This window comes from Paraliobacillus ryukyuensis (assembly GCF_003315295.1).
Classification (GTDB): Bacteria; Bacillota; Bacilli; order Bacillales; family Amphibacillaceae; genus Paraliobacillus; species Paraliobacillus ryukyuensis.
Window position 1 is genome coordinate 207,492 of sequence record NZ_QNRI01000003.1, and the last position, 25,716, is coordinate 233,207.

A 25,716-nucleotide genomic window follows, 5' to 3' on the forward strand; every position below is an offset into this window, starting at 1 on the left:
ACAGTCCATTTTATAAAACTAGAAAAAACAAAATAATTTCACAGAAAAACAACACTATTTCTTCCTTTGTCAAAAATGGATAATTTCTATTTGAGATAGCAGATCCTATAGGACATTTTAAAGCAAAAGCCATCACTTCCTATGAAAGTGATGGCTTTTGTGGTTGAATAAATAACAGTGGTGTGATTAAATCAACAATCCGTCAGACTAGTACTGCCGAGCAGATACATCAATATCCATATTGTGTCCATCTTTTGTATATACGTATACACGCCATGTTCCTTGCAATCCATTACCATTCTTCATATCAAATGTACGAGTGAGTTGATCTCCAGGACCCAATTTTCTATCTCCAAAGTCTTGTCCATTATCAGTTCGTTCTACGCGGAAATACACAGTCTTGGACCTATGATTATTTTTAACCCAAATATTTAAATCTTCACCGTCTTCAGGTTGAAGTGTAAAAGATCTTGAGAAAGCATCATAACCAGTGTGCGACAAGGTGAAGAGTCGACGATCTAGAATAGTTATTGGTCCAGATGTTGGCGTAAATGATCTTCCCTCTACTGCAAGGTTACTTGTTGCGTTCACTTCTTGTTTAGGTGAAATTTTCGAAGAATCTACTCCCACCTCAGACGCAGAGACATTTGAGACTAAGAAAACTGCCACTATAGCTGTGGAAATGAGCGTTACAATTGATTTTTTAAACATTTTCACTTTCCTCCTAGGTTAAATATTTTAACTAAGAAGTCTAGTCTGTAGTTGTAAATATCAATTGATATTGAACAAATTCTTATATATATATAAGTTTCGTACTTCAAGAGCTCTTGGTTATATTTTACAACAGAGAACTAAATTTGTAAATGGTGGAAATGTAAAATAATTGCAAAATCAAGTGTTATAAAGTAGCTTTTCTCAAAAACACCCTTGTTTCGATGATTAATTATTCTATGCAGAAATAGAAAGGACTTTCAGAAAATGTAATTGAACAAAATGAGTAGACTCTTGCTTGCGTTAGGTTGCTTTTACACCAGTAACCTGAATGCTATAATACAAAGAAAGCAATGTATTCAATAGAGACTAAACATGAGTGAAACAAGCGAAGTACCATCTTCTCTCATGATGGACATGATGAGACTTCATAGTCACGTCTAAACCGACAAGCAATTGAGACATAGCCATCACCTCCTAAGGTGGGATCTAGTAATCAAAACTCTACAAAAGGTATTCATTCTTAGCAATATAGTGTCACGCTTCCCCACCCACGGGTGAAGCAAAAACAAAAATGGGTGTGAATAAGGAAGCAATGACTTTCTCATTATCATAAATTTATCTATGCATTTCACGAAATGTGAAGAGAGCATTCAAGGAGGATGCGAATCCAACTGGAAATTTCTCTAAGAAGAGCTCTTAAACATATTATACGAGGAGGAAAGCAATGATTACCTGTAAGGGAAAAAAAGTAATTCTTAGAGAAGCAACACTAGCAGATATTGATACATTATATTATTGGAAATTCGAAGAGAAGGAACAGCTTTCCAAACAATGGAATGGTCCATACATTCCAGAAACCTTTTTAACAAAAGAAGCGTATCATGAAATGTGGGCGAGTTCTATTGATCCTTTTCTCCATCTACCCGATGCATTAGTCATTGATGTTGATGGCGTTGTGATTGGAACGGTAGCTTTTTATTGGGTAGATAAACATACAAATTGGTTAGAAACTGGCATTGTCATTTATGATTCAACATATTGGCATGGCGGATATGGTTCAGAAGCGTTTCAATTATGGATCGATTTTCTATTTGAATCAAGCAATATTCACCGTTTGGGTATTTCCACTTGGTCGGGAAATAATCGAATGATACGCGTAGCTGAGAAAGTTGGCATGATCGAAGAAGCTCGAATTAGAGATGCACGTGAAGTGAATAAAACTTATTATGATGCGATAAAAATGGGGATTTTACGACGGGAATGGGACCACAATCAAACTTCATTTCCCGGGAAATAAGACAATTATTCTCTAATTTTTTTAGTTATACGTTTAATCGTTCCATTTAAGGAACACATGTATAATAGGAGTAGTAATCACAAAAAATAAACATTTATAGGAGGAATGATGATGAATCGCATCATTTTTGTAGAAACAGGAGTTGGCATTGACACGCATGGACAAAATGTAACAAAAGCAGCTGTTCGCGCAGTTGAAAATGCAATTCATTATAACTCAATGCCTGGCTTAAAAGAATATCTACCTGAAAAGTCATTAGACAACATGAAAGTAAATGTGAAATTGGCAGTACCTGCGGATAAAGATCTCCTTGATCACGCAGCAATAAAAAAAGAGATTCCTTATGGAACCGTTACCGTTGAAGTGGTTGATGGTGGCATGGCAACATCCAGTGGCATTCTTTTAGAAGAACAAGCTGATACGAGTGATCTCATGTATATTGTCAATGCAGCTGTTGAAGTCGGTTATTAATTTAACCTATTTCGCGAATCGAGGCTAGGACAAAAGAGTAAATGAACAGGAAAAATCCGAACATTAACGTGTGAAAATATAACGCTTTGGCAAATACTTCGCTTTCCTCGGGCACACAGGACGTGACGGTTTTAGTATAACTTCTACCCACTTCACACAGTAGATCTTCGACTCATGGGAGTGCGATTACTCGCCCCATCGAACACGTTTGCTTTTCCCGCAGGAGTCTATGTATGTTGGCTATGCTTCTTTCACATTGTTCGGCTTCTTCTAATTTTGTTTTGCCCCAGCCTCGATTCATTTTTTTATATAAAGGGAGATAACTACTACATGATTCGCTTAACTTATTTTACCGAAGCAGATATCGAACAATTGGTAGCTTGGAATGCTGATACATCTGCTGCTTTTTTGATGCAGTGGTCTGGTAAAGAATTTACATATCCATTGACAAAAGCACAAATTGAGAGGTATATGCAAGAGAGTAATAAAGCAAATGCTACCAAGTTAATTTATAAAGTGATTGATGAAGCTTCAAATCAAGTAATCGGGTTTTGCGCTTTAAACAAAATTGATTATCAGCACAAAAGCGCTCGAATTAGTAAAATATTAATCGGGGAATCCTCGATGCGCGGAAAAGGATTTGGCCGTCAGATAATTCAGGCTTTATTACAGATTGGGTTCGAGACATTACACTTACACCGAATTAGCTTAGGTGTATTTGACTTTAATCAAGCCGCCATTTCCTGTTACAAAAATGTCGGCTTAAAAGTAGAAGGTGTCTTACGTGATACCTGTCTTGTGGACAATGAATATTGGAGTTTGTATGAAATGAGTATGTTGGAGCAGGAATATAATACGTTAATACAAGTTTATAATTAACACTAATTATGCCTATCCACTTATTTTTTGCTTGGATAGGCATAATTTACTTCTTGATATAAAAAGTTAGGATGGATAAGAAACGATGCACTCAGCTGTACCAGTGAAACCAAAACGATCAACGGTGGCAGGAATAATAAAGTGATCGCCTTTTACTACAGCAAATGTTTGTCCGTCAATGGTTACTGTCGCTTCTCCTGTAATTACACTGATTTGAAGAAAATCTGCTTGGCGTACTTGTTCTGTCTCTCCATCTAGTTGCCAGTGATACACGGTAAAATATTTTTCTGATACTAATTGTCTGGCAGTAAGTCCGTCTTCTTTTGTTTCGACTTGATTATAGTTTGGTGTTTGATGCGGCACAGTTGTTACTTCCACCGCAGCAGCCAAATGTAGTTCGCGCTTATTGCCTGCTGCATCGGTACGGTCATAATCATACACTCGATACGTAATATCGGAACTCTGTTGTGTTTCTAAAATAACAATTCCTTTACCAATTGCATGGATGGTACCACTAGGCACATAAACAAAGTCACCAGCTTTTACAGGGACCCGGCGTAACAATGTATCCCATTTTCCATCCGCAACCATAGTTTGTAACTCTTCTTTCGTTTTTGCATGATGACCAAAGATAATTTCTGCACCTTCATCCGCTGATAGCACATACCAGCATTCGGTCTTCCCATACGGCTGATTTTCCGCCTCACGTGCATAGGTATCATCTGGATGCACTTGAACAGAAAGGTCATTCGCCGCGTCTAATATTTTTACCAATAATGGATAAGCTTCGTCATTATCAACAGCTTTATGAAACAATTCTCCATATGCTTCCCAAGCATCTTTTAATGTTTTACCAGCTAACGGACCATTTTTGATGACACTAGGACCATTTGGGTGAGCGGAAATCACCCATGCCTCACCAGTATGTTGATATGGTATGTCATAATGAAATTCTGTTTGAAGTTTTTGTCCACCCCAAATTCGTTCTTGGAAAACTGGTTGCAAAAAAATTGGTTGTTGGTACATGTTAATAAACTCCTCTATCCTTTTTCCTCTATCTTATCATAGCATTGAATAGAAAATATACGAAGATTTGATACTATTCAACAACAATCAGATATCCACATAGTTATGCACATTTTAATAAAAACCTACCTTATTCACATGTTTTAACAGGTTATACACAAGTTTTCCACGAATAACATACGAACTTACATTCTTGTTTTTGCTATTTTGTATCCGACCAGTTGTTCCCTACTAAATATAGAGAGTTATCCTCAAGTTTATACACAGGCTGTGTATAACTAAACCTACTTATCCACTGATTCACTATATACAACTGTTTTTATCCGTTATTTCAAATCTATGCACATGTTGATAAGTTTATGTTTTCTCATCACAAAAAATATAGTGAAAAACGAGCGGGATAATCCACTCGTTTTTTATGGTTGCTGTTCACTTAATTCTACTGTTACTTCTTGCTTTTTCCCGTCACGATAAAGTGTTAATACCATTTTATCTCCTGGTTGTTTTTGCTGATACAAGTGCTTGCGCAAATCAATAATATTCATAATTGGCTTACCATCTAACGCTGTAATAACATCATATACTTCCAAACCAGCACTCGAAGCTGGTGACATTGGTTCAACGCTTTGTAGATAAATACCACCAGTTACTTCTTGGGGCAAGTGTAGACTGCGTTCCCACTCTGCTTGTGCTACATCTTCAAGCGAATAAGCTTCCACCCCTAAAAAGGCACGTGACACACTGCCATGCTTCTCTAATTGATCCACAACTGGCATCGCTACATCAATTGGTATGGCAAAGCCAATCCCCTCTACCGCAGATTGAGCTATTTTCATTGAATTAATACCAATTAATTGACCTTGCATATTAACTAATGCCCCACCACTGTTGCCAGGATTAATGGCTGCATCTGTCTGAATGACTTCTGCTTGCCAATCAGCTCTGCCGTCTTGATTAAAGTCTTGCGGAATCGCGCGTTGTTTCCCACTAATAATCCCTTGTGTAACAGAACCGGACAAGTCTAAGCCTAGGGGATTACCAATGGCTATCGCCGGTTCACCAACTTTAACCTGTTCAGAATCACCTAAGGTCATAACATGGTCAATGTTGGATGCCTCCACCTCTAACACAGCTAAGTCCATAAACAGATCACTTCCCAATAACGTTGCTGTAAGTCTGCGATCATCAGCTAAGATAACTTCAATATCTGCAGCCCCATCTACGACATGATGATTGGTTACAATATATGCTTTCTCATTATTCACTTTATAGATAACGCCTGAGCCTGTTGCTGATTGATTCGGCGTTTCATCTGAAAAGATCGACGTAGCTGGTACATTTTCTACACCTACCACTGCAGGTGCGACATCATCAATAATATCAGTAAGTTGGGTAGAGATATCTACACTAATCGGCTGCAATAAAGACGACATATTCGTATCGCCTGCCTTGTTCCCTTGATAAGCAGCTTCTGGTAAGACAATCTGATAAGGTAATATTCCATTACGAATTAAACTAGGTAAAATAGCCGCAACCACAACTGCACCGAGCATAATACCGAGCATCGTTGGGACAAGCCAAGCTCGTTTATGACGTTCGGTAGTTTTGGTGCGATTATTTTCGTCCTGAACATCAAAAGACACACTAACGCTTCCTCTCTACATGTACTTCGTTAACGTTAGTGTGTCTCAATAAGTTATTTTTTAAACCAATTCATACATTGAAGTTGGGTTATTTGGGTCAGTATCATATAAATCAAGGCCTTGACCAAGTGGAAAACCTTGCTCACTTAGATGATTGGCCACCGACATTCTCGCTAATGCTTTCATGTTATTGTCTTTGCTTAAATGGGCTAGATAAATCCGTTTCGTCTTGTCTCCAATAATATCCGTTAAGGCTAAGGCACAATCATCATTGGACACGTGGCCCGTATCGCCAAGAATACGACGTTTGACATTCCATGGGTAACGCCCCATCTGCAACATGGACACATCATGATTAGCCTCAAAAATTAGCGCATCTGCATTCTCTACTGTTTTCTTAATTCGTTCCGAAACATAACCTAAATCGGTGACTAAAGCAACCTTTTTATTATTATGTTGAAAAGTATAGAACATTGGCTCGGCAGCGTCATGGGATACCCCAAAAGATGTCACATCTATATCGTGAAATGTTTTCGTTTCTTCCATGTTAAATACAAATTTTTGATCAAGGCTTAGTTTGCCAAGCGCGTGTTGCATTGCCTTCCATGTCTTTTCATTCGCATATATTGGTAAATTATACTTCCTGGCAACGATCCCTAATCCTTTAATGTGATCACTATGTTCGTGTGTAACCAATATTCTTGAAAGACTATTTGGATCAATTTGCGCTTCTGTTAATAATCGATCAATTTGTTTGCCGCTTAAACCAGCGTCTACTAAAATATTCTCTTTTTCTGTTCCTATATAAAAGGCATTGCCTGTACTACCTGATGCTAATACTGAAAAACGCACTGTCATTTTTCCTCCACTCCAATTGTTGCCTCCACGGTGTTTATCAACCGCTGTTTAATTGTTTCAAATAACGTTGTTTGCTCATCATTTTCTTCCGCTTGAAAAAATTCAACCTTGTTCTCAGTCGTTTGTAGATCTTGCAAAAATGCTTGATAAGTGGTCGCTATAAAGTCGTCATTTTGTGGATAGTTATGGCCTTCTATTGCATTGACAAAATAATCAGTAGAATCATTTACTTCTACGTTCCACGTTGGATTTAATATTTGTTCGCCGTTTGATAATGAAATTAGGTTGTAATAACCTAACTGCACATTGGTCACTTCATCTCCAGGTAGAATGAGATCTTCTTTGTGATATAGAGAAGATACGGCATTCATTTGTGTATTCAATGTTTTAGGTTCTTCTTGCTCATCTTCTTCTCGTTGCAGCATTGTCTGCGCATATTGGATCATTTCACCTTTATTGTTTAATTGGATAAGCAATAAGGCGTTTTTATTATAGAAGATTGGATTTTCCATGGTTTGAAAAAAGATCAATGTATTCGTCTCTGCATCTTCCCCCCAATAAACGTATGATTGACTGTTTAAAACCAGACTACCTAATGTTTCTTGGTAAGATTCTGCATCTTCCATATTAATCGCTATCGGGTTATCAAATCGGCCAAGGACTAAATAATCATCGACAATCATCCCTTGTTGATTCGGTAATTTTTCAAGACTATCAATCTCATTTTCAACAAAGAGCTTGTTCTTTGCATTAATCAGTGGAGCTTCTACCGTTTCGTTTGTTACATTCTCTTCTAATCCCTGTACATTAGAAGTCAATTCTTCTTCTTTTGATGTATTTACTTGTTCCGTAAGATTTTCATTTTGTTTAGCAAAAAGTTGTTGCACCAAAAAAATATCAAGGATAAGAAAGCAGACAATAAATAATAATTTAATTTGTCCCCATTGCATTATTATCTCCTCCTGCCATCTCTTCTGGTAAACGAAACTCTGACCAGCCATTGCTTCCTTTTACATACCATGTCGGCGTGAGTTTAAACACCTGGTCTCCGCTCTGTTCTTCTACTTTATATCCAATTGCTACGTCGTAGATTAAATTATTTTCATAGTTGCTACCATTCTTTAAAGCAGACACTACTGTAGAAGTTTTGAACAAATCAGTAGCAGATTGTTTTGGACCACGACTATCAGATAGTTTAATTTGTGGATGTGTGTATTTATACACTGCTTGATTATGCCACTCTACTGATATTGTTGTAAGTGTTTGATTTTCATAAACAGGATAACCTTGAAATTTCAACGTGTACCGCACCATGTTCATCGTTGGTGTATTCGATAAATCAGTTAAAACATAATGAAATGGGTCGGTTGCAGTAAAACCTAAGTGCGAATTCATGAAATCATTGTGCACTTGATCTAACAAATCGTAATCATTCAATGTTTTGCCTTCATCACTGGAGGCATTAACCGGATTGGCAAAATTGACACGGTTTCCTGTGGTTTTCAATTCCCTAATACCATCGCTATAGGTCAATGAACCATCATCAATGTAAAATCGCTTAACTGCAGAAGGATTTTTAAATAGAAAGTCAATAAAACGCTGTACTTCTAATTCCTGATAGGAGTACAAATACGAAGATAGATTGACTTCTCTCGGAAGATACATGTTCATATCTTCACTATTCTTCATCATCTCATAGCTAACCATCTCATGTTGCTCCTCGTAATTTTGTAAAAAGGTTACGACTTCACCATAATTTTGGATATTAGCTTGAATTGCCGTTCCTGTTTGACCCTTAGCAAATAATATCTGAATATTCTCTTCTTGACTATTGTTTTCTTCTAAACTAATTAGCATCCGATTAAAGTTCCCCTCAGGGATAAATTCATCTTCTACCGTAAACAAGTCTGTAAGCAGATTGTTGGGTAACTCGGTTGGAAAAATAACTTCTAATTTATTTTGATTATTTTCCAAATGTTCCTCATAATCGATATCAGTTGTAGTAAAATCAAAAATCGACCAGTTTTGCATCTGTTCATACAACGATTTTTCCTCTTGTTTATCGACTAGACCTAATGGATCACCATTATTTAAGTGATAGATGATCTGCGTGGGAAAGATGGTTTGTTTTTTGGTCTGGGTTTGTCCATTCAACTGTGCCTCGATTGCCTGATCACTATTTGCAGGTGCGAAGTTTGGTTGGTAGTTCCAAATCGCTAGCGTCAATAATAAGCTTAAACTAACAAGAATGGATAGTATCAGCGTCTTCCATTTTTCAAAACTCATCGATTACCACCCCGCTTTCGGTTAACCAATGGCAAGGTAAAGAGAATGGTTGTCCCTTTTCCTTCTTCACTATCTGCCCATATCTGGCCATGATGCGCTGTAATGATTTCTTTAGCAATCGCTAAGCCTAAGCCGGTACCACCAAGTTCTCTGGAGCGTGCTTTATCTGCTCGGTAGAATCGATCAAATACTTTTTCTAGTTTTTCACGAGCAATACCAGGACCTTGATCGGTAACCGTTATTTTAATTCGTTGTTTTTCTTTTAAGATCCGAAATGTGATAGCACCATTATTTGGTGAATACTTAATCGCATTTGATATGATATTATCAATGACTTGAATGATTTTATCCTTATCCATCCAAACAAAAATGCTATCTTTTGGAATGTAACGCTCAATCATGATCGAATTTTCCTTATTTATTTCATATCGGTCTAAAATATTATGGAAAAACGGAATAGCATTGACACGTTCTTTTTGCATGGATTGTTCTTTATGATCCATTTTCGATAATTGTAACAAATCATTGACTAGACGAATCATTCGTTCAGTCTCTTTTTGGGTCACATCTAAAAATTGCGGCGCAATATCCTTATCTTCCCAAGCACCTTCCGTTAATGCTTCTAAATAACTGCGCATGGTGGTGAGTGGTGTTCGAAGCTCATGAGACACATTGGATACAAATTCACGACGTTCTTTTTCAACTTTTTCTTGTTCGGTTACGTCACTAATTACGGTGATTAACCCAGAGAACTGTTCATTTTCATCTTGTACTAAAGAAAAATTAGCTTTAATTAAGAAAAATTGTTCCTCATCACTAAAATCAATGGTAATCGAACCACCGTCTTGAAACTCTAATAAATCAACCGTTCTCTCCTCTAATTGTAAAACATCTACGATCAATTGACCTTTTACTTCTTCAAATGATTTTCCAATCAAATAAGATGCTGGTTCGTTCATCAATGTTACTTCACTTCGATCATTCGTCGCGATCACCCCATCTGACATATTGGATAAAACCGAACTTAATTTTCGTCGTTCTTCTTCGGTTGTATGATTCGCTTGCCTGATTTTATCACTCATGTCGTTAAAAGTAGTAGCTAGCTGACCAATTTCGTCATTGCCATAGACATTTACCTTTTGAGAAAAATCCCCTTGAGCCATAATCATGGCTTGTCTTCGCATTTCGGTAATTGGCTTAGTGATCGAACGTGCCACCAGAATACCTATAACAGCAGAAGCAAGAATCGTGATTAAAGTACTATTAATGAAAATATTACTAATTCGGTTCAGTTGATCATACACTTCTTCCATCGATGCTTCTAATCGAATCACGCCTAACCGCTCATCATTATTCGAAATCGGCACCACTCGTATTAAGCGTCTTTCACCTGTACGACTATCTCTTTGTATCGTTTCCGTATCTTCCTCATACAAAATAGCATTACGAATAAATTTACTTGCTTCGGTAATGATTTTTCCTCTATCTCTTTCTGTATCTGCACCAATAATCCGATACTGGCGATCAATTACTTGTAATTTTGAATACGAGTCACTTCTTCCATAAATATTTACAATGTCTTGTACTTCCTGCCGAAGCTCGTTACCATCTTCATCTTCTGGTCGTTCTTCCATCAGTGCTTCCTTTAAGTTATAGCGTAAAACTTTCAATCGCTCATTGACACTGGAACTAAAATTAGATTCCAAATCGTCTTGTAATCGACCTGCAAAATAACCACCAATCATTTGAATGGCTAGCATCAATAATAGAATCATAATTAAAATCAATTTAAATTGAATCGACTGTGTGAACTTAAACTTTTTCATGCTTACTACTCCTGTTCAGGATTACGTAAATAATACCCTACACCTCTTCTTGTCACGATCCAAAGTGGGCTACTAGGATTATCTTCAATTTTCTCTCGTAAACGTCTTACGGTTACGTCTACGGTACGGACATCGCCATAATAATCGTAACCCCAAACCGTCTCTAATAAATGCTCTCGAGTCATTACTTGCCCAATATGGCGAGCTAGATAATGTAACAATTCAAATTCTCGGTGTGTTAATTCAACATAATTACCTTCCCGCGTTACGGTATAGGCATCTGGATGAATGACCAGTGATCCAATCTGTATATCTTTATTCGCTTTGGTATCCGCAGGCATATGTACTTGCCTTCGCAAGTTAGCTTTCACCCGAGCAATCACTTCTCGATTACTAAATGGTTTAGTAACATAATCATCAGCACCCAATTCTAAACCTAATACTTTATCGATTTCGGAATCTTTTGCTGTTAACATAATAATCGGCATATTGTGATTTTTTCGCACTTCCCGACACACTTCATTTCCATCACGGTTCGGCAACATAATATCTAATAAAAGTAAGTCTGGATTTTCTTGATCTGTTAACCGAATGGCTTCATCCCCATCATAGGCACATACCACTTCGTATCCTTCTTTTTCTAAATTAAATTTCAATATATCTGCAATTGGCTTTTCATCATCGACAACTAATATTTTTTGACTCATTGGTTGTAGCCTCCTTTAGCATACATTATCTACATTTTATCGTACTTTACTAAAATTGTCTTATCCTATTATCCAATATATGCGTAAGACCCTTGTTGCATCGTTAGCAGCAAGGGTCTTTCTATATAACTGTTTCGTTAAGTTATAGTAAATCTTCTGGGTTAACTAGTTCACCATTTTTGTGCACTTCAAAGTGTAAATGTATGCCTGTAGAACGACCTGTGTCTCCCATCACGCCGATTTCTGAACCCTTGGTAACCGTTTGACCAACACTGACACTAATTGATGCTAAGTGGGCATAAGTGGTTTGGTAGCCATTATTGTGGTTAATGACAATTTTATTACCATATCCGCCGTTCGTATATCCTGCAGATACGACTGTTCCATTATCTGCTGCAAGAATTGCACGATTACTTGGACCAGCAATATCAATTCCTTTATGATAAGAACCCCACCGAGATCCCATGTCACTAGAGATATAACCACCTACAGCAGGCCAAGCCATATCACCAGAACCTCTGGAAGGAACAACTTTCGTACCTTTAACAACGATTTCTTTAACTGGTTCTTTCGTTACTTTTTCTGATAAGACTTCTTTTTCTTTCACTTGTCCATTCACAAGCTCTAAGGAATAGTGTACTTCTTTTGTACCATCTGCTCCTTCTTGCGTTACTTTTGAATCGCCCTTATACATGTCCTCTGACTCTTGTACTTCTTTTTCATAAGCGATTTCTTCTTCCACAACCTCTTCCTTTTTAACAATTACATTAACGAATGGTGCATAAGCAGTTACATGAAGTTCTTGGCCAATTTGTAACACGGTATCCTCTTCAATTGAAGGATTTAGTTCTAGTAATTGGGCCATGTCTAAATTGTACTTTGATGCAATAGAACCCAATACTTCGCCTTCTTGTACCTCATGTACTTTATCTTCTAATGCGCCTTTTTCTAATACTTCTTCGCCTTCATCTGCAGTTAATACTTTATCTTCTGGTACCTTGTTCTCATGGTAAGTAACCTCTTTAGATAGAGTTACATCTAACGTTGCAGAATCACCAACTTGTAAATCTTTTTTATTGGAATCATTTTCATTGTCTTGTTCTTCAGATGATAGCTGTTCTAATTGCTCAAGCACTTCTTCATCTACATATTTTGCTTTATACTGACGAAGCGCTTGTTCAGCTGTTGCTTTATCTTTAAATGAACCAACTGCATTATCACCAATTTTCATTTGGTAGGCTTCTACCTCAAGCGTTAGTTCATCTTCTAATGTTTGTAATACTTCTTTGTTTTTCGTATTTGGATGAAAGACACGTTCTGGAACATATGAAATATCTTGTTTAGCTGCATAGGAGTATGCGTCGTTTTCCTTTTCTTTTGCTGCGATTTGCTCATCAATGTAAGATGTTATAGGTTCTTTGTTATCAATCGTGCCAATATGCTCTCCATCTACATATACATGATAAACGGTTTCTAATGAAGCATCTTCATTAGCATAGGCAACATTAAAAGTTAAACCAATACCAATTAGTGATGTAATCGCCGTCTTTTTCAATAAATCTATCTTTCTAGCTTTCTCGTAGTTATTCCTTGACTCTTTCCCTGTCATCGTTCCAGTTCCTCCTACAACTATCTATTTCTAGTAAGTCTAGTAATTTTAAGCCTTCTATAGGCTACCATAGAACGACATATGATTTAAACCTTTTTAAAAAGAATGTAATAAAACTGTATTATTTTTGCCATATAACTCCTCTAATCGCAAAAATTTAGTTATTTTTATCCCATCATTGCATATAAAAAAACTATTTCTGTACGATCATCTTGCTTCCTTTACAGAAATAGTTTTTATTTAATTAACTTTTTTCCTTAATAGTACCAACAAATAAATTAGCTATAAACACTACGTACTTGATTCGTTTGCGTACGATCTGGTCCTACCGAGAAAACCGATAACGGAATCTGTGTTAACTGGGAAATTCGTTCGATATAATGCCTCGCATTTTCCGGAAGTTCATGTAAGGTTTTAACAGCAGTAATATCTTCTGTCCATCCAGGTAATTCCTCATAAACAGGCTCACATTCAGCAAGTACTTTAAGGCTAGCTGGAAATTCTTCCATGATTTCACCTTTGTACTTATAAGCTACGCAAATTTTTAATGTTTCAATTCCAGTTAAAACATCAATTGAGTTGAGTGACAAATCCGTAATTCCGCTGACACGGCGAGCATGGCGTACGACAACACTGTCAAACCAACCAACACGTCGCGGACGACCAGTTGTGGTGCCGTATTCATTGCCGACGTCTCGAATTTTATCACCAATTTCATCCTGTAATTCGGTAGGGAACGGCCCATCCCCAACCCGGGTCGTATATGCCTTAGATACACCGACAACATGATCAATCTTGGATGGCCCAACACCAGACCCAATGGTTACACCACCAGCAATTGGGTTTGAAGATGTCACAAACGGATAAGTTCCTTGGTCAATATCAAGCATGACTCCTTGCGCCCCTTCGAATAGCACGCGACGGCCTTGATCCAACGCATCATTTAACACAACGGAAGTATCTGTTACATACTTAGCAATTTGTCGACCATATTCATAATAGTCTTTTAAAATATCTTCGACTTGAATTTCTTCGGTTTCGTACACTTTGGTAAACAAACGATTCTTTTCAGCCAAGTTTTGTACTAATTTTTCACGAAATACTTCTTTATCCAATAGATCGGCAATACGGATACCGGTTCTAGCGGCTTTATCCATGTATGCAGGTCCAATTCCTTTTTTCGTCGTACCAATCTTGTGAATCCCTTTATCTTCTTCTTGCAACAAATCTAATTTAATATGGTATGGTAAAATGACATGCGCGCGATTACTAATACGAAGATTTTCCGTCGTTACACCTTTGTCATGTAAGTATTGTAATTCCTCAACCATTGCTTTTGGATCAATCACCATTCCATTTCCTAATACACTCGTTTTTTCTTGAAAAAAGATCCCTGATGGAATTAAATGTAGCTTATACGTTACACCATCAAATTTAATCGTATGACCAGCGTTATTTCCACCTTGATATCGCGCCACTACTTCTGCATTTTGCGATAAGAAATCGGTAATCTTGCCTTTTCCTTCATCGCCCCATTGCGTTCCTACCACTACTACTGATGACATATTAGTTACCTCCGCTTAACTTAATCAATTCTGATTTATTCAGCTTATTTTATACGTTTTTTCACATGAAATACCAAAGATAAGTGTACCAATTAGTCAGAACAGTGTCAATTAACAACACGAACGTTTTTCGTTTTTTTATTATTTTTGTTCGCTTTTAATCGCTGTTTTATAAAAGACATATACGTTTCTATCTTTATTTAAAAATAAAAAATCGGTAGTAGTATATAAGGTAGACTATTACCAATTTTCATTTTATACTATATTCTTTTTCTTCTTAAAAATATGAAGTAAGTTGCGACTGCAATGATAACAACACTTAAGATTAATATGACACCAATATTTTTTTCTGGAAGTCGTTACTGCTGTTCGATTCAACTACTACACTAGTAGCTGACACCTTAGCTTTACTTTCTCTGATACGAGCGTTCTCTTGCATAAAATTTTGTTTATTTTAAAGCGCAAATTTGATTTTCTACTATTTTTTTCTATCATTCTATGCCCCGTGCGTGTATTTTTGCCGTGTAATTGACTCCCATAGTCTATACACGAGGTTGCTTGAACAAAGGAACCACTTTCTTTCGTATAAAAGCATTGTATTGGTATTATTCCATGACTAAAACAAAAAATAAACCAAATGCATCACTCCTTTAAGTGACATACACTTGGTTTAAGACAAATAATTTATCTGCGTTGGATTGAAAATTACGTCATCCACCAACTCCAACTGGTGGAATATCAGATTCTTGGTAACGGTGATCCAAATCAACAAATTTATTGTACTCTTTCACAAAAGCCAGTTCAACTGTACCTACAGGACCATTACGCTGCTTAGCTAAGATAATTTCTATAATATTTTGTTTCTCAGATTCTTGGTCATAATAGTCATCTCGATACAAAAATCCAACAATATCGGCATCCTGCTCAATACTTCCTGATTCACGCAAATCGGACATCATTGGACGTTTATCTTGTCTTGATTCTACCCCACGAGATAGCTGTGATAACGCAATTAGCGGTACGTTTAATTCTCGTGCGAGTCCTTTTAAAGAACGTGAGATTTCAGATACCTCTTGCTGGCGGTTTTCACGTGAATTGGCACTACCTTGGATTAATTGCAAATAGTCAATTAAAATCATGCCTAAGCCATGCTCTTGTTTCAAACGTCGACATTTTGAGCGAATTTCATTAACCCGGATTCCCGGTGTATCATCAATATAAATACCAGCATTAGACAAGCTACCCATTGCCATGGTTAACTTACCCCAGTCTTCTGCTTCTAAATGACCCGTTCGCAAGCGCTGTGCATCAATATTTCCTTCCGCACAAAGCATACGATTAACGAGCTGTTCAGCCCCCATCTCTAAACTAAATATCGCCACATTCTCATCCGTTTTTATTGCAACATTTTGCGCAATATTTAAGGCAAAAGCTGTCTTACCAACGGAAGGACGAGCTGCAACAATAATTAAATCATTGCGTTGAAACCCTGAAGTAATTTGATCTAAATCACGAAAGCCAGTTGGAATGCCCGTTACTTCAGCATCATTTTGATGGAGCTGTTCAATATTATCGTATACTTCAATTAGAACGTCTTTAATATTTTTAAACGCACCGCTATTTTGACGGTTGGACACTTCAAGAATATTTTTTTCAGCTTCGCTTAATACTTCTTCTACGTCATCTTCTTTGGAAAAACTCTCGGAAACAATATCCGTTGCTGTTCGAATTAAGCGACGCAATAACGCTTTTTCTTCTACAATTTTTGTATAATAACTAATATTAGCAGCTGTTGGTACGGCATTAGCTAAGTCACTTAAGTACGAAACTCCACCGACATCATCTAATTGTTTTACATTCGATAATGTCGTTGTTACTGTTACTAAGTCGATCGGCTCGCCTTTATCATTTAATTGCATCATAACTTGGAAAATACGTTGATGACTTGCACGATAAAAATCAGCTGGTAGCAAGAATTCAGAAGCAGTAGACATTGCATCTGGTTCTAAAAAGATCGCACCTAGTACAGCTTGCTCGGCTTCAATGTTATGTGGCGGTGTTCGTTGTTCTTCCCAGGCTTCACTCATACGTATCTCCCCTTATGCATTTTTCTTTGTTAACGAAAAAGGAGGCAGGTTTATCTTCCTGCCTAATTATTTCCTATAACATGTAGTTCTCGTTAAAGGTAGCTCTTACCACCCTATAGTTTCTTTTTATTCTTCTGTTACATGTACTTTAATTGTACCTGTTACCTCAGGATGAAGTTTCACAGGAACATTGGTATATCCTAGCGAACGGATTGGATTATCTAATTCAATCTTACGTTTATCCATTTTAATATTGTGACTTTTTTTCAACTCGTCAGCAATTTGCTTGCTGGTGATAGAGCCAAATAACTTGCCACCTTTACCTGACTTCGTTTTCAATTGTACTTCCATATTAGCTAGTTGTTCTTTTAATTGTTTTGCTTCATCAATCTCTTCTTGCTCTAGTTCTTGTTCTTTATTTTTCTTTGCTTCTAGTGCTTTCATATTTCCAGCAGTTGCTTCAACCGCCAAATTATTTTTTAATAAATAGTTTCTTGCATAACCATCAGATACATTTTTAACTTCGCCTTTTTTGCCTTTACCTTTAACATCTTTTTGAAAAATTACTTTCATGCCCTATTCTCCTCCTTCAATTTGCTCATCTATGATTGCTTTCAGCTGCTCAGCCGCATCCTCGAGCGAGGCATCATCCAATTGCGTTGCAGCGTTCGTTAAATGACCGCCGCCATTCATACTTTCCATAATTAACTGGACATTTACATCACCTAAGGAGCGAGCACTAATTCCGATACGCCCATCATTCCGTTCCGAAATGACAAAGGATGCAACAATACCGCTCATCGTTAACAGCGTGTCTGCTGCTTGGGCAATAATTACTGGTCCAAATGTTTGCCCCTCATCACCAATCGCAATGGCGATACGATCACGATACACTGTTGTATTCTCAATGAGATGACTTCGTTTTATATAGACATCCAAATCTTCTTTCATAAAGCGCTGGACAAGAATCGTGTCTGCCCCTTTCGAGCGTAAATAAGAAGCTGCATCAAATGTTCTTGAACCCGTTCTGAGGGTGAAGCTTTTTGTATCAACAATTATACCTGCTAACAATGCTGTAGATTCTAACATGCTTAAGCGCAAGTTGTTGGGTTGATATTCTAATAATTCGGTTACTAGTTCTGCGGTAGATGAAGCGTATGGCTCCATGTAAACTAACGTTGGATGATCAATAAATTCCTCCCCACGGCGGTGATGATCAATTACAACTACATATTCGGTTTTGCTTAATAATTTTTCATCTGCAACAAGTGATGGTTTATGCGTATCGACTACGACTAACAAGGTGTTCTTCGTTACTAAATCATGCGCTTCAGTTGGTGAAATAAAGTTTGACCACAATACCTCATCGTCTTTAATTTCATCCATTAAACGTTGCACCCCAGTGTCAATATCATCTTCATCCAGTACAATGAAACCTTCTACACCATTTGCCTGAGCAATTTTTTGTATCCCAATAGCAGCTCCTACCGAATCCATATCTGGTGATTTGTGTCCCATAACTAATACTTGATCGCTTTCTTGTACTAATTCTTTTAATGCGTGGGAAATCACACGTGCTCTTACTCTTGTACGTTTTTCCATCGGATTCGTTTTACCACCATAAAAACGCACTTTACCTGCTTCATCTTTAATAACTACTTGGTCACCACCTCGTCCTAGGGCAAGGTCCACACTTGATTGTGCTAACCCTCCAAGGTCAGGAAGTGACAATCCACCTAAACCGACACCAATACTTAACGTTAATGGTACATTTTTATTATCTGAAATTAATTCTCTTACTTCATCTAAAATCTCAAACTTAGCTTTTTCTAACTGATCTAAAATTTGTTGGTTCATGACAGCAAGAAAGCGCTCTTGTGAGATTCGTTTTAAATAAATTCCATACTGATTTGACCAATCATTTAAAGTTGATGTTACTTTTGAATTGATCTGACTCCGAGACGCATCATCCATTGCCTGTGTAATCTCTTCATAATTGTCTAAAAAGATAATACCCAATACGGTTTGTTCGTTATGATACAGGTTCTGAATTTCGGTTTGTTTTGTACGATCAAAAAAGTACAACAATCGCTCGTCTTTTTTGACCATAACTTGAAATTCGACTTCACCTAACTGCATCCAAATATCTTCTTTCGCTTCTTTGACTCGATTAATTAAGTCTGGCGAAAGGTTATTTAATGATTTACCAACAAAGGTATCCTCATCATCTGTGTATTTATTCATATAAGGATTCGTCCATTCAATCTGATAGTCTTCACTGAATAAGACAATACCGATTGGCATCTCTAGTAAGGCTTCCTCACCAACTTTTTTTACGCGATGGGAAAGCGTCGTAATATATTCTTCAGTTTCATTAATAATGTATTTTTCTGATCGAACACTATAATATAGCGAAGCCACTATTGCAATCGTCATAACGAGCCCTAGCATCCATTGGAAGAACCAAATAAACCCTAATAACAGAAAAGATATAGCGTAAATAATCCATAAATGAACACTTAAAGTTGGCTTCTTAAATAAATCTGGCATCATTTTTCAGCTCCTACGCCCAGATATGAGCTCACTTTGTTTGTTTCATTCTTTCTCTCAAATCCATTCCTACATCAATTATACCTAAGATTCTTGTCATATAAAGACCTACTGGCAGAAAAATAATACCAAATATAACAATTAAAATTGGTACAGCTTTAGAGATCCTTTTTTGATAAAAATAGAAGAAAAGAAAAGAAACCCCTTGTAACGTTAGTAGTATTCCGATGATATTTGTTACATTCAATACCCCAGTAGCAAATGCACTTGTTGGATCAGAAAACCAGCTACATACAATGGCTATAAGAAAAATCCAAATTACACTTTTTGGTAGTTTAAACGTACGAAAAGGCGGAAAAGCTAAGTTTCGATTACCCCGCCAATTCAGCCATTTATAACTTAACCATTGCGTGACAAAAGCAATTCCGATAGCCGCTGCAATTAATAAAGTAGGTAACAGTTTAATAAATTGAAGAAACTGATCTCTAAGCGTATTCAAATCTTCTTGGGATACTGATACTCCTGTTGATCCCATAATCGCTTGGCTTGTTTTAATCGATTCTTCCACCATCGTTTCATATTCAGCAATCAAATCTACTTGACTAATTCCCTGAATGAGTACAAACAATGTAACTAGTCCGATACTTACCCCCACTGTTCCTAACGCCCACGTTTCATAGGCATGACGCTTATGATGGATCGAATAGCCAATTAGCGTGCCTGTTAGAACGGCCAACAACGTGAAAGGAAGCGTTACAACAAACACAAATAAAGTAAGTAATACAGCTATGACTAGTACTAGTCCACCCAAGGACAGAGAATCTCGCAACCCATATCGACTCGTATAAGAAACAAATGGAATAGGTAATAAAAATAACGTAATCCATTCGCTGGCTGGAATCAAAATGGTAACCGCTAGTAATAAAACATAAATTAACCCAGTAGTTATTGCTGCTTTTAATTTTTGCTTATCCTGCATACATTGACACCTCTACTGCTTTCTAGCTTAGAAAAAGCACAGCTACTATGTGCTGTGCGTAATTACTAGCTTTTCCTCTTCTTTTTTGGGACGATATATTTTATTTTTCACCTTTAAGTATAAACGATAAGTCAAATAAATGACAAATGATATTCGCTTACATACAACACGATCAATCTGTTGCTAGCAGCGAATAAATGTGATGATCCTCAAATTTCCCATTAATTTTCAATTGGTCTCTTAACGTACCTTCTCGATAAAAGCCACAACTCTCGAGCACTCGAATGGAAGCTGTATTTCTTGGCATCACTCCAGCCTCAATACGGTGAAAAGCTTTATCCTCAAAAGCAAAGGCTGTCACAAGTTTAACTGCTTCAGTCATATAGCCATTTCCACTATAACGATGATCCAACCCATAACCAACCATACATTTCTCTGCGGTTCCTCGTTCGATAAGGAACAGCGATACCGTTCCTACTAGTTTGTTACTTTCGTTTATAAAAATACCAAAGTTATATCCTTTATCTCCATCCCAGCTGTCTTCTCCTTCTTGGATCTGTTTTTCATGATTTTCTAATGTGAAATCATCATCGCTTCGATTAACAGGGGAATAACGATCAAAGATCTCTCTGTTTTCTATATTGATCTCTAATAAAGCTTGGGCATCTTCTTTTTGTAAGGCTCGTATGTATATATTTTTTCCTATCCACTTGTTCATTGTGCGCACTCCTTTTTATACAATGCTATCTCTATTGTAAGACAAACAGAAGTAATTTGCTTCTGTTTAGTATCAAATTGTATTAGCGCAACCCGTTACGTCCTGTTAAAATAGTTAAAAATAACGTAAAGGGAGTGGACGGGTTGATTAAAACAATAATTTTTGATTTAGATGATACATTACTTTGGGATAAGAAAAGTATAGCTACTGCCTTCTTACAGACATGCAAGCTTGCAGAAGAAAAATACGGTATTTATGCCGAACAATTAGAAAAATATGTACGTGACGCCGCTCGCGAGCTATACGCTTCTTATGAAACATACGGTTTCACCAAAATGATCGGTATTAACCCGTTTGAAGGTTTATGGGGCACATTTGATGATGACACAGACGATTTTAAGAAAATGTATCAGCTGGTGCCGACATACCGAAAACAAGCTTGGGAACAAGGACTTAAAAAAGCTGGAATCAATGATGTTCATTTTGCAAATGCGCTAGCTGATCGCTTTGTACAAGAAAGAGTGGAGAATCCGTTTGTTTACGAGGAGACATTTGCAGTTTTAGCAGCATTACAACCAAACTATCAGCTATTATTGTTGACCAATGGCGCTCCATCTCTACAAGAACAAAAATTAACCTTAACACCGGAACTGCGCAATTACTTTGATCATATTATTATTTCTGGGGCATTTGGCAAAGGGAAACCCGATCCAAGCATTTTTGCCCATGCACTGATGCTAGCTGATGTAAAAAAAGAGGAAGCATTGATGGTAGGAGATAATCTTATGACAGATATTTTAGGGGCCAATCAAGCAGGGATTAAAAATGTTTGGATTAATCGAGAGAACAAGGAGCAAACAACTGTTAAACCAACGTATCAAATTCAACATCTAAGTCAACTAGAACCATTAGCTGCTTCCTTAACACAACAAGACAATTATTAAGCAATATAGGAGGTAGAACGATGACGGAAAAAGCATTATCCTCAGAACAAATGGAAATATTAATCAGCCAATTAGAAGAACGCTTTTATAAGAATATGCATCGCCATGAAGGAATGGACTGGAACGCGATACAAGCAAAATTAACTAATAATATGGAGAAGTTATGGTCGTTATATGAAATGGAACGAACGGCAGGAGAGCCTGATGTTATCGGTTATGATAACGGAACATCAGCTTACATTTTTTGTGACTGTTCCAAAGAAAGTCCTAAAGGTCGAAGAAGTGTTTGCTATGATCATGCTGCGTTAGAATCAAGAAAAAAACATAAGCCTGCAACTAGCGCCATTGATATGGCTAATGCCATGGACATTGACATCTTAACAGAAGAGCAGTATCGCTATTTGCAAATTTTAGAATCATTTGATACCAAAACGTCAAGCTGGATTAAAACACCATCCGCTATCCGCGGGCTTGGTGGTGCGCTCTTTTGCGATTATCGCTTTGAGCAAGTATTTGTTTATCATAATGGCGCTGAATCGTATTACGCTTCTAGAGGCTTTCGTGGTGTACTGTATGTTTAATTAATCATATAAAATATAACTACTGCAAGCGAAAGAGGGTAACATTGTGTATCTGACGACCTTTGAAGAAATTGTACGTATCTTCCACCATGGTTAAGTTTGCTCACCATTATAAAAATAATATCACCTCGTATCTGTTTTGATTGCATGAACAACAAAATAGATACTTTTTTGTTTAGGACAAATTTAAATAAAAATAGTTGCCATCAAAAATCCGCTTTGCTATGATGGATAAATGAACGAACGTTCGTAAGGGAGGGAAAGCATGTCCTATCAAATGATTAAAGATGCAGCGCTTGACTTATTTGCGACCCATGGCTATGAGGGCACATCGCTTGCCATGCTTGCTGATCAAGTAGGGATTAAAAAACAATCAATCTATGCACATTTTAAAGGGAAAGATGATATTTTTCTCCAAGTCTTAAAAGAAACCTTTGATCGTGAATTAGAACTTGATCAAGCCTATTTAACTGAACATTTCCATCAACCGCTAGCGCGTTATCTATGGCATGCGTTAGAGGATTTTATTTATCGGTTTCACCATGAATATCGCTTGAAATTCTGGTTGCGTACGACTTTTTTTCCACCGAGTCATTTGTATGAAGAAGTGGTTCGTTACCAATTAGATTACATTGATCAAGTCGACACGTATTATCTACAACGTTTTATACATGCCTATGATCAGCAAGAAATAACACAAGATCCAAAGATAGCTACGCTTGCTTTTTCATCTTTGTTAGATTCGATTAGTGTGGAGCTAGTTTATGGGGGCGAAGCGCGCACCAATCGTAAGCTACATGCTGCTTGGCAAGTATTCTGGCTAGGCATCACCAATCAAACGCAACAACCTTAGAGATAGAGGGGGGGAATGGCATGTTTCATGCAGACACACTTCAAGAAAAAATTCGCTTATTCCTAAAAATATTATGGCCGATTATGATTACTCAAATTAGTTTATCTGCCATGAATTTTGTCGATACAATGATGTCTGGAAGGGTCGGGACAGATGATCTAGCCGGCGTTTCCATTGGTTCTAGTTTATGGGCACCGATTTTCACTGGAATGAATGGTATCATGCTAGCCATTACGCCGATTATTGCTCAATTAGTTGGTGCCAATGAGCGGCACAAAATTCATTACAAAGTAACACAAGCTTTTTATTTGGCTATCGTGCTCGGTATTGCCATTATTGCAATTGGTGCCATCGTGCTTCGTCCAATCTTAGCCATCATGGATTTAGACCCTAGTGTACAACACATTGCTTTTCATTATTTAATCGGTTTATCACTTGGCATTATTCCTTTATTTTTATCTAATGTTATTCGTAATTTCTTTGATGGGCAGGGCTATACTAGAGTGTCAATGATTATTACGGTTCTAGCGGTTCCATTTAATGTCCTGTTAAATTATACTTTAATCTTTGGTCATTTCGGTCTCCCAAAACTAGGTGGAATCGGTGCGGGCTATGCAACTGGAATGACGTTTTGGATTATTTTAATTGCTAGTACTATTCTAACCTTTAAAGTTCAAATTGTAAGAGATTATCACCTATTTGTGGCCTGGGTGAAACCATCTTTTAAAGCATGGAAAGAGCAATTATCGATTGGGATTCCAATTGGCTTATCGATTTTCTTTGAAGCAAGTATTTTTTCTGTGGTGACATTACTCATAGGTATTATGTTTACCACTAGTGTTATTGCAGCGAACCAAATCGTAATTAGTTTTACTACATTATTATTTATGGTTCCGCTTAGTCTATCAATGGCGATTACGATTGTTGTTGGCTTTTCTGTCGGTGGAAAACGTCTGGACAATGCGAAACACTATTCACTGATTGGGGTATTAAGTGCCATTGGCTTCCTTGCACTGGGATCTGTATTTATGTTCTTTTTTAAAGAGCCGATCGCTTACTTGTATACCAATGACCCTGCTGTTGTTCAAGTGGCTGGACAATTGTTTATTATTGCTATATTATATCAACTTTCAGATGCTGCACAAGCGAGTTTACAAGGCGTATTGCGTGGATATAAAGATGTGACATTACCATTTTATATTGCGTTTGTCTCTTATTGGATTATCGGCATCCCATCTGGTTATTTATTAGCAAAATTCTCTTCACTCGGTCCAGCAGGGTTTTGGATCGGCATCTCGTTAGGTTTAACCGGTGCTGCCATTGGATTCTTTATGCGTTTACAGATAATTTATCGGCAAGAGAGAGCAAAATTAAGTGAGAAGTCACAAGTTACTTAATAAACGAAGTATATTGATAAAATATTGAGATGAGGTTGCTATTTGTTAAGTCTACTTTAATAAATACCAGCCTCACCTTTTACTTCGTTCTATGTCTCGGTTGCACCAATTTATTGCATTTAATTTTTAGTCCATTCCATTACGTATTCTTGTTTATTCGTTTCTTCGTCTGTTACTACTTGTGTTATGACAAAACCGTTTTTTTTATAAAAACGTACTGCAGGTGCATTATCCTTATAAACTTTCAACTCCATTATATCTCTCCGTTTTTTTTCATAGTTTAATAATGCTTGCCCAGCCCCCTTTTTTTGATTAGCTTTGTCAATAAAAAGCGCCGCTAAATAATTGTCTACCATCGAAATAAAGCCAATAATTTTGTTTTGACTAATTATAACGTGGGTTTCTGACATTGGAATGTAAATTTCTTTCATTTCTGTTATTTTAGATTTCCAATAACTCGAATTAATAAAATGGTGCGCTTGTAATGAACCGTTGTACCAAATATCAATTAAGTTATCAATATCTTCATCTTTACATATTCTTATCATCATATCCCTTACCCCTTAATAGTTTTTTGCATTAATATAGATTGTATTTAGAAGAAAAATGGCTCACAAATGTGTTATAAGCTTCCCTGTAGCAAAGATAACGATTAAAAGCGAATACCCTAATAGTACTCCAAAAAAGGCTCATTCTCTAAACTTCTTGTAATTGATATGCACCTCG

Annotated in this window: 23 protein-coding genes; 7 read left to right on the forward strand and 16 right to left on the reverse strand. The window is 37.0% G+C overall.

Features of this window, described 5'->3' with window-relative positions:
- Positions 1–207: 207 nt before the first annotated feature.
- Positions 208–711, reverse strand: a complete 504-nt coding sequence (locus tag DES48_RS07190) for a hypothetical protein (protein ID WP_079710134.1) — start codon at positions 709–711, stop codon at positions 208–210.
- A 727-nt stretch (positions 712–1,438) separates the two neighbouring features.
- On the opposite strand from DES48_RS07190, the gene DES48_RS07195 reads away from it, so the two are divergent.
- The 3 genes from DES48_RS07195 (at position 1,439) to DES48_RS07205 (ending at position 3,361) form a co-directional block, all read left to right on the forward strand.
- A complete protein-coding gene (locus DES48_RS07195) occupies positions 1,439–2,011 on the forward strand; it encodes a GNAT family N-acetyltransferase (RefSeq protein ID WP_113868069.1) in 573 nt (190 codons plus the stop codon).
- 111 nt (positions 2,012–2,122) lie between these two features.
- Positions 2,123–2,482, forward strand: a complete 360-nt coding sequence (locus DES48_RS07200) for a Lin0512 family protein (RefSeq protein WP_113868071.1) — start codon at positions 2,123–2,125, stop codon at positions 2,480–2,482.
- Positions 2,483–2,812: 330 nt separating this feature from the next.
- Positions 2,813–3,361 (forward strand): GNAT family N-acetyltransferase, encoded by a 549-nt coding sequence (locus tag DES48_RS07205; protein ID WP_113868072.1) that lies wholly within the window; start codon positions 2,813–2,815, stop codon positions 3,359–3,361.
- Positions 3,362–3,427: 66 nt separating this feature from the next.
- On the opposite strand, the gene manA is transcribed toward DES48_RS07205, so the two are convergent.
- The 14 genes from manA to DES48_RS07275 all read right to left on the reverse strand — a co-directional run bounded on the left by manA (position 3,428) and on the right by DES48_RS07275 (position 21,215).
- Positions 3,428–4,387: a mannose-6-phosphate isomerase, class I gene (gene manA / locus DES48_RS07210; protein WP_113868074.1), complete on the reverse strand. Its 960-nt coding sequence runs from the start codon at positions 4,385–4,387 to the stop codon at positions 3,428–3,430.
- 416 nt (positions 4,388–4,803) lie between these two features.
- Positions 4,804–6,030 (reverse strand): S1C family serine protease, encoded by a 1,227-nt coding sequence (locus DES48_RS07215; protein WP_245911328.1) that lies wholly within the window; start codon positions 6,028–6,030, stop codon positions 4,804–4,806.
- 60 nt (positions 6,031–6,090) lie between these two features.
- Complete coding sequence (locus DES48_RS07220; protein WP_079710127.1) at positions 6,091–6,888, reverse strand: MBL fold metallo-hydrolase; 798 nt, start codon at positions 6,886–6,888, stop codon at positions 6,091–6,093.
- Complete coding sequence (locus DES48_RS07225) at positions 6,885–7,838, reverse strand: two-component system regulatory protein YycI (protein ID WP_170126181.1); 954 nt, start codon at positions 7,836–7,838, stop codon at positions 6,885–6,887. Before DES48_RS07225 ends, DES48_RS07220 begins: the two co-directional genes overlap by 4 nt.
- Positions 7,819–9,174, reverse strand: coding sequence for a YycH family regulatory protein (locus tag DES48_RS07230; RefSeq protein ID WP_113868078.1), 1,356 nt, complete (start codon positions 9,172–9,174; stop codon positions 7,819–7,821). Before DES48_RS07230 ends, DES48_RS07225 begins: the two co-directional genes overlap by 20 nt.
- Complete coding sequence (gene walK, locus DES48_RS07235) at positions 9,171–11,000, reverse strand: cell wall metabolism sensor histidine kinase WalK (RefSeq protein ID WP_113868080.1); 1,830 nt, start codon at positions 10,998–11,000, stop codon at positions 9,171–9,173. Before walK ends, DES48_RS07230 begins: the two co-directional genes overlap by 4 nt.
- Positions 11,001–11,005: 5 nt before the next feature.
- Positions 11,006–11,707: a response regulator YycF gene (yycF, locus tag DES48_RS07240; RefSeq protein ID WP_113868082.1), complete on the reverse strand. Its 702-nt coding sequence runs from the start codon at positions 11,705–11,707 to the stop codon at positions 11,006–11,008.
- A gap of 142 nt (positions 11,708–11,849) precedes the next feature.
- Complete coding sequence (locus DES48_RS07245) at positions 11,850–13,316, reverse strand: M23 family metallopeptidase (RefSeq protein WP_113868084.1); 1,467 nt, start codon at positions 13,314–13,316, stop codon at positions 11,850–11,852.
- A 278-nt stretch (positions 13,317–13,594) separates the two neighbouring features.
- Positions 13,595–14,881, reverse strand: coding sequence for an adenylosuccinate synthase (locus DES48_RS07250; protein WP_113868086.1), 1,287 nt, complete (start codon positions 14,879–14,881; stop codon positions 13,595–13,597).
- 710 nt (positions 14,882–15,591) lie between these two features.
- A complete protein-coding gene (dnaB, locus tag DES48_RS07255; RefSeq protein WP_079710116.1) occupies positions 15,592–16,968 on the reverse strand; it encodes a replicative DNA helicase in 1,377 nt (458 codons plus the stop codon).
- 126 nt (positions 16,969–17,094) lie between these two features.
- Positions 17,095–17,541 carry a 50S ribosomal protein L9 gene (rplI, locus tag DES48_RS07260; RefSeq protein WP_079710114.1) on the reverse strand — a complete coding sequence of 149 codons (447 nt, stop codon included), beginning with the start codon at positions 17,539–17,541 and terminating at the stop codon, positions 17,095–17,097.
- A 3-nt stretch (positions 17,542–17,544) separates the two neighbouring features.
- On the reverse strand, positions 17,545–19,518 hold the full coding sequence (locus DES48_RS07265; protein ID WP_079710978.1) for a DHH family phosphoesterase: 1,974 nt from the start codon (positions 19,516–19,518) through the stop codon (positions 17,545–17,547).
- 31 nt (positions 19,519–19,549) lie between these two features.
- Positions 19,550–20,497 carry a YybS family protein gene (locus DES48_RS07270; protein WP_113868088.1) on the reverse strand — a complete coding sequence of 316 codons (948 nt, stop codon included), beginning with the start codon at positions 20,495–20,497 and terminating at the stop codon, positions 19,550–19,552.
- Between the two features lie 172 nt (positions 20,498–20,669).
- Complete coding sequence (locus tag DES48_RS07275) at positions 20,670–21,215, reverse strand: GNAT family N-acetyltransferase (RefSeq protein ID WP_113868089.1); 546 nt, start codon at positions 21,213–21,215, stop codon at positions 20,670–20,672.
- A 143-nt stretch (positions 21,216–21,358) separates the two neighbouring features.
- Between DES48_RS07275 and DES48_RS07280 the strand changes: the two genes are divergently transcribed.
- The 4 genes from DES48_RS07280 to DES48_RS07295 all read left to right on the forward strand — a co-directional run bounded on the left by DES48_RS07280 (position 21,359) and on the right by DES48_RS07295 (position 24,990).
- Positions 21,359–22,159, forward strand: a complete 801-nt coding sequence (locus DES48_RS07280; RefSeq protein WP_113868091.1) for an HAD family hydrolase — start codon at positions 21,359–21,361, stop codon at positions 22,157–22,159.
- Between the two features lie 20 nt (positions 22,160–22,179).
- Positions 22,180–22,740 carry a DUF4256 domain-containing protein gene (locus DES48_RS07285; RefSeq protein WP_113868093.1) on the forward strand — a complete coding sequence of 187 codons (561 nt, stop codon included), beginning with the start codon at positions 22,180–22,182 and terminating at the stop codon, positions 22,738–22,740.
- Between the two features lie 265 nt (positions 22,741–23,005).
- A complete protein-coding gene (locus DES48_RS07290; RefSeq protein ID WP_113868095.1) occupies positions 23,006–23,593 on the forward strand; it encodes a TetR/AcrR family transcriptional regulator in 588 nt (195 codons plus the stop codon).
- Between the two features lie 20 nt (positions 23,594–23,613).
- Positions 23,614–24,990 carry an MATE family efflux transporter gene (locus DES48_RS07295; RefSeq protein WP_113868097.1) on the forward strand — a complete coding sequence of 459 codons (1,377 nt, stop codon included), beginning with the start codon at positions 23,614–23,616 and terminating at the stop codon, positions 24,988–24,990.
- 119 nt (positions 24,991–25,109) lie between these two features.
- Here DES48_RS07295 and DES48_RS07300 read toward each other — a convergent pair whose 3' ends face one another.
- Positions 25,110–25,541 (reverse strand): N-acetyltransferase, encoded by a 432-nt coding sequence (locus DES48_RS07300; protein ID WP_245911329.1) that lies wholly within the window; start codon positions 25,539–25,541, stop codon positions 25,110–25,112.
- Between the last annotated feature and the right edge of the window lie 175 nt (positions 25,542–25,716).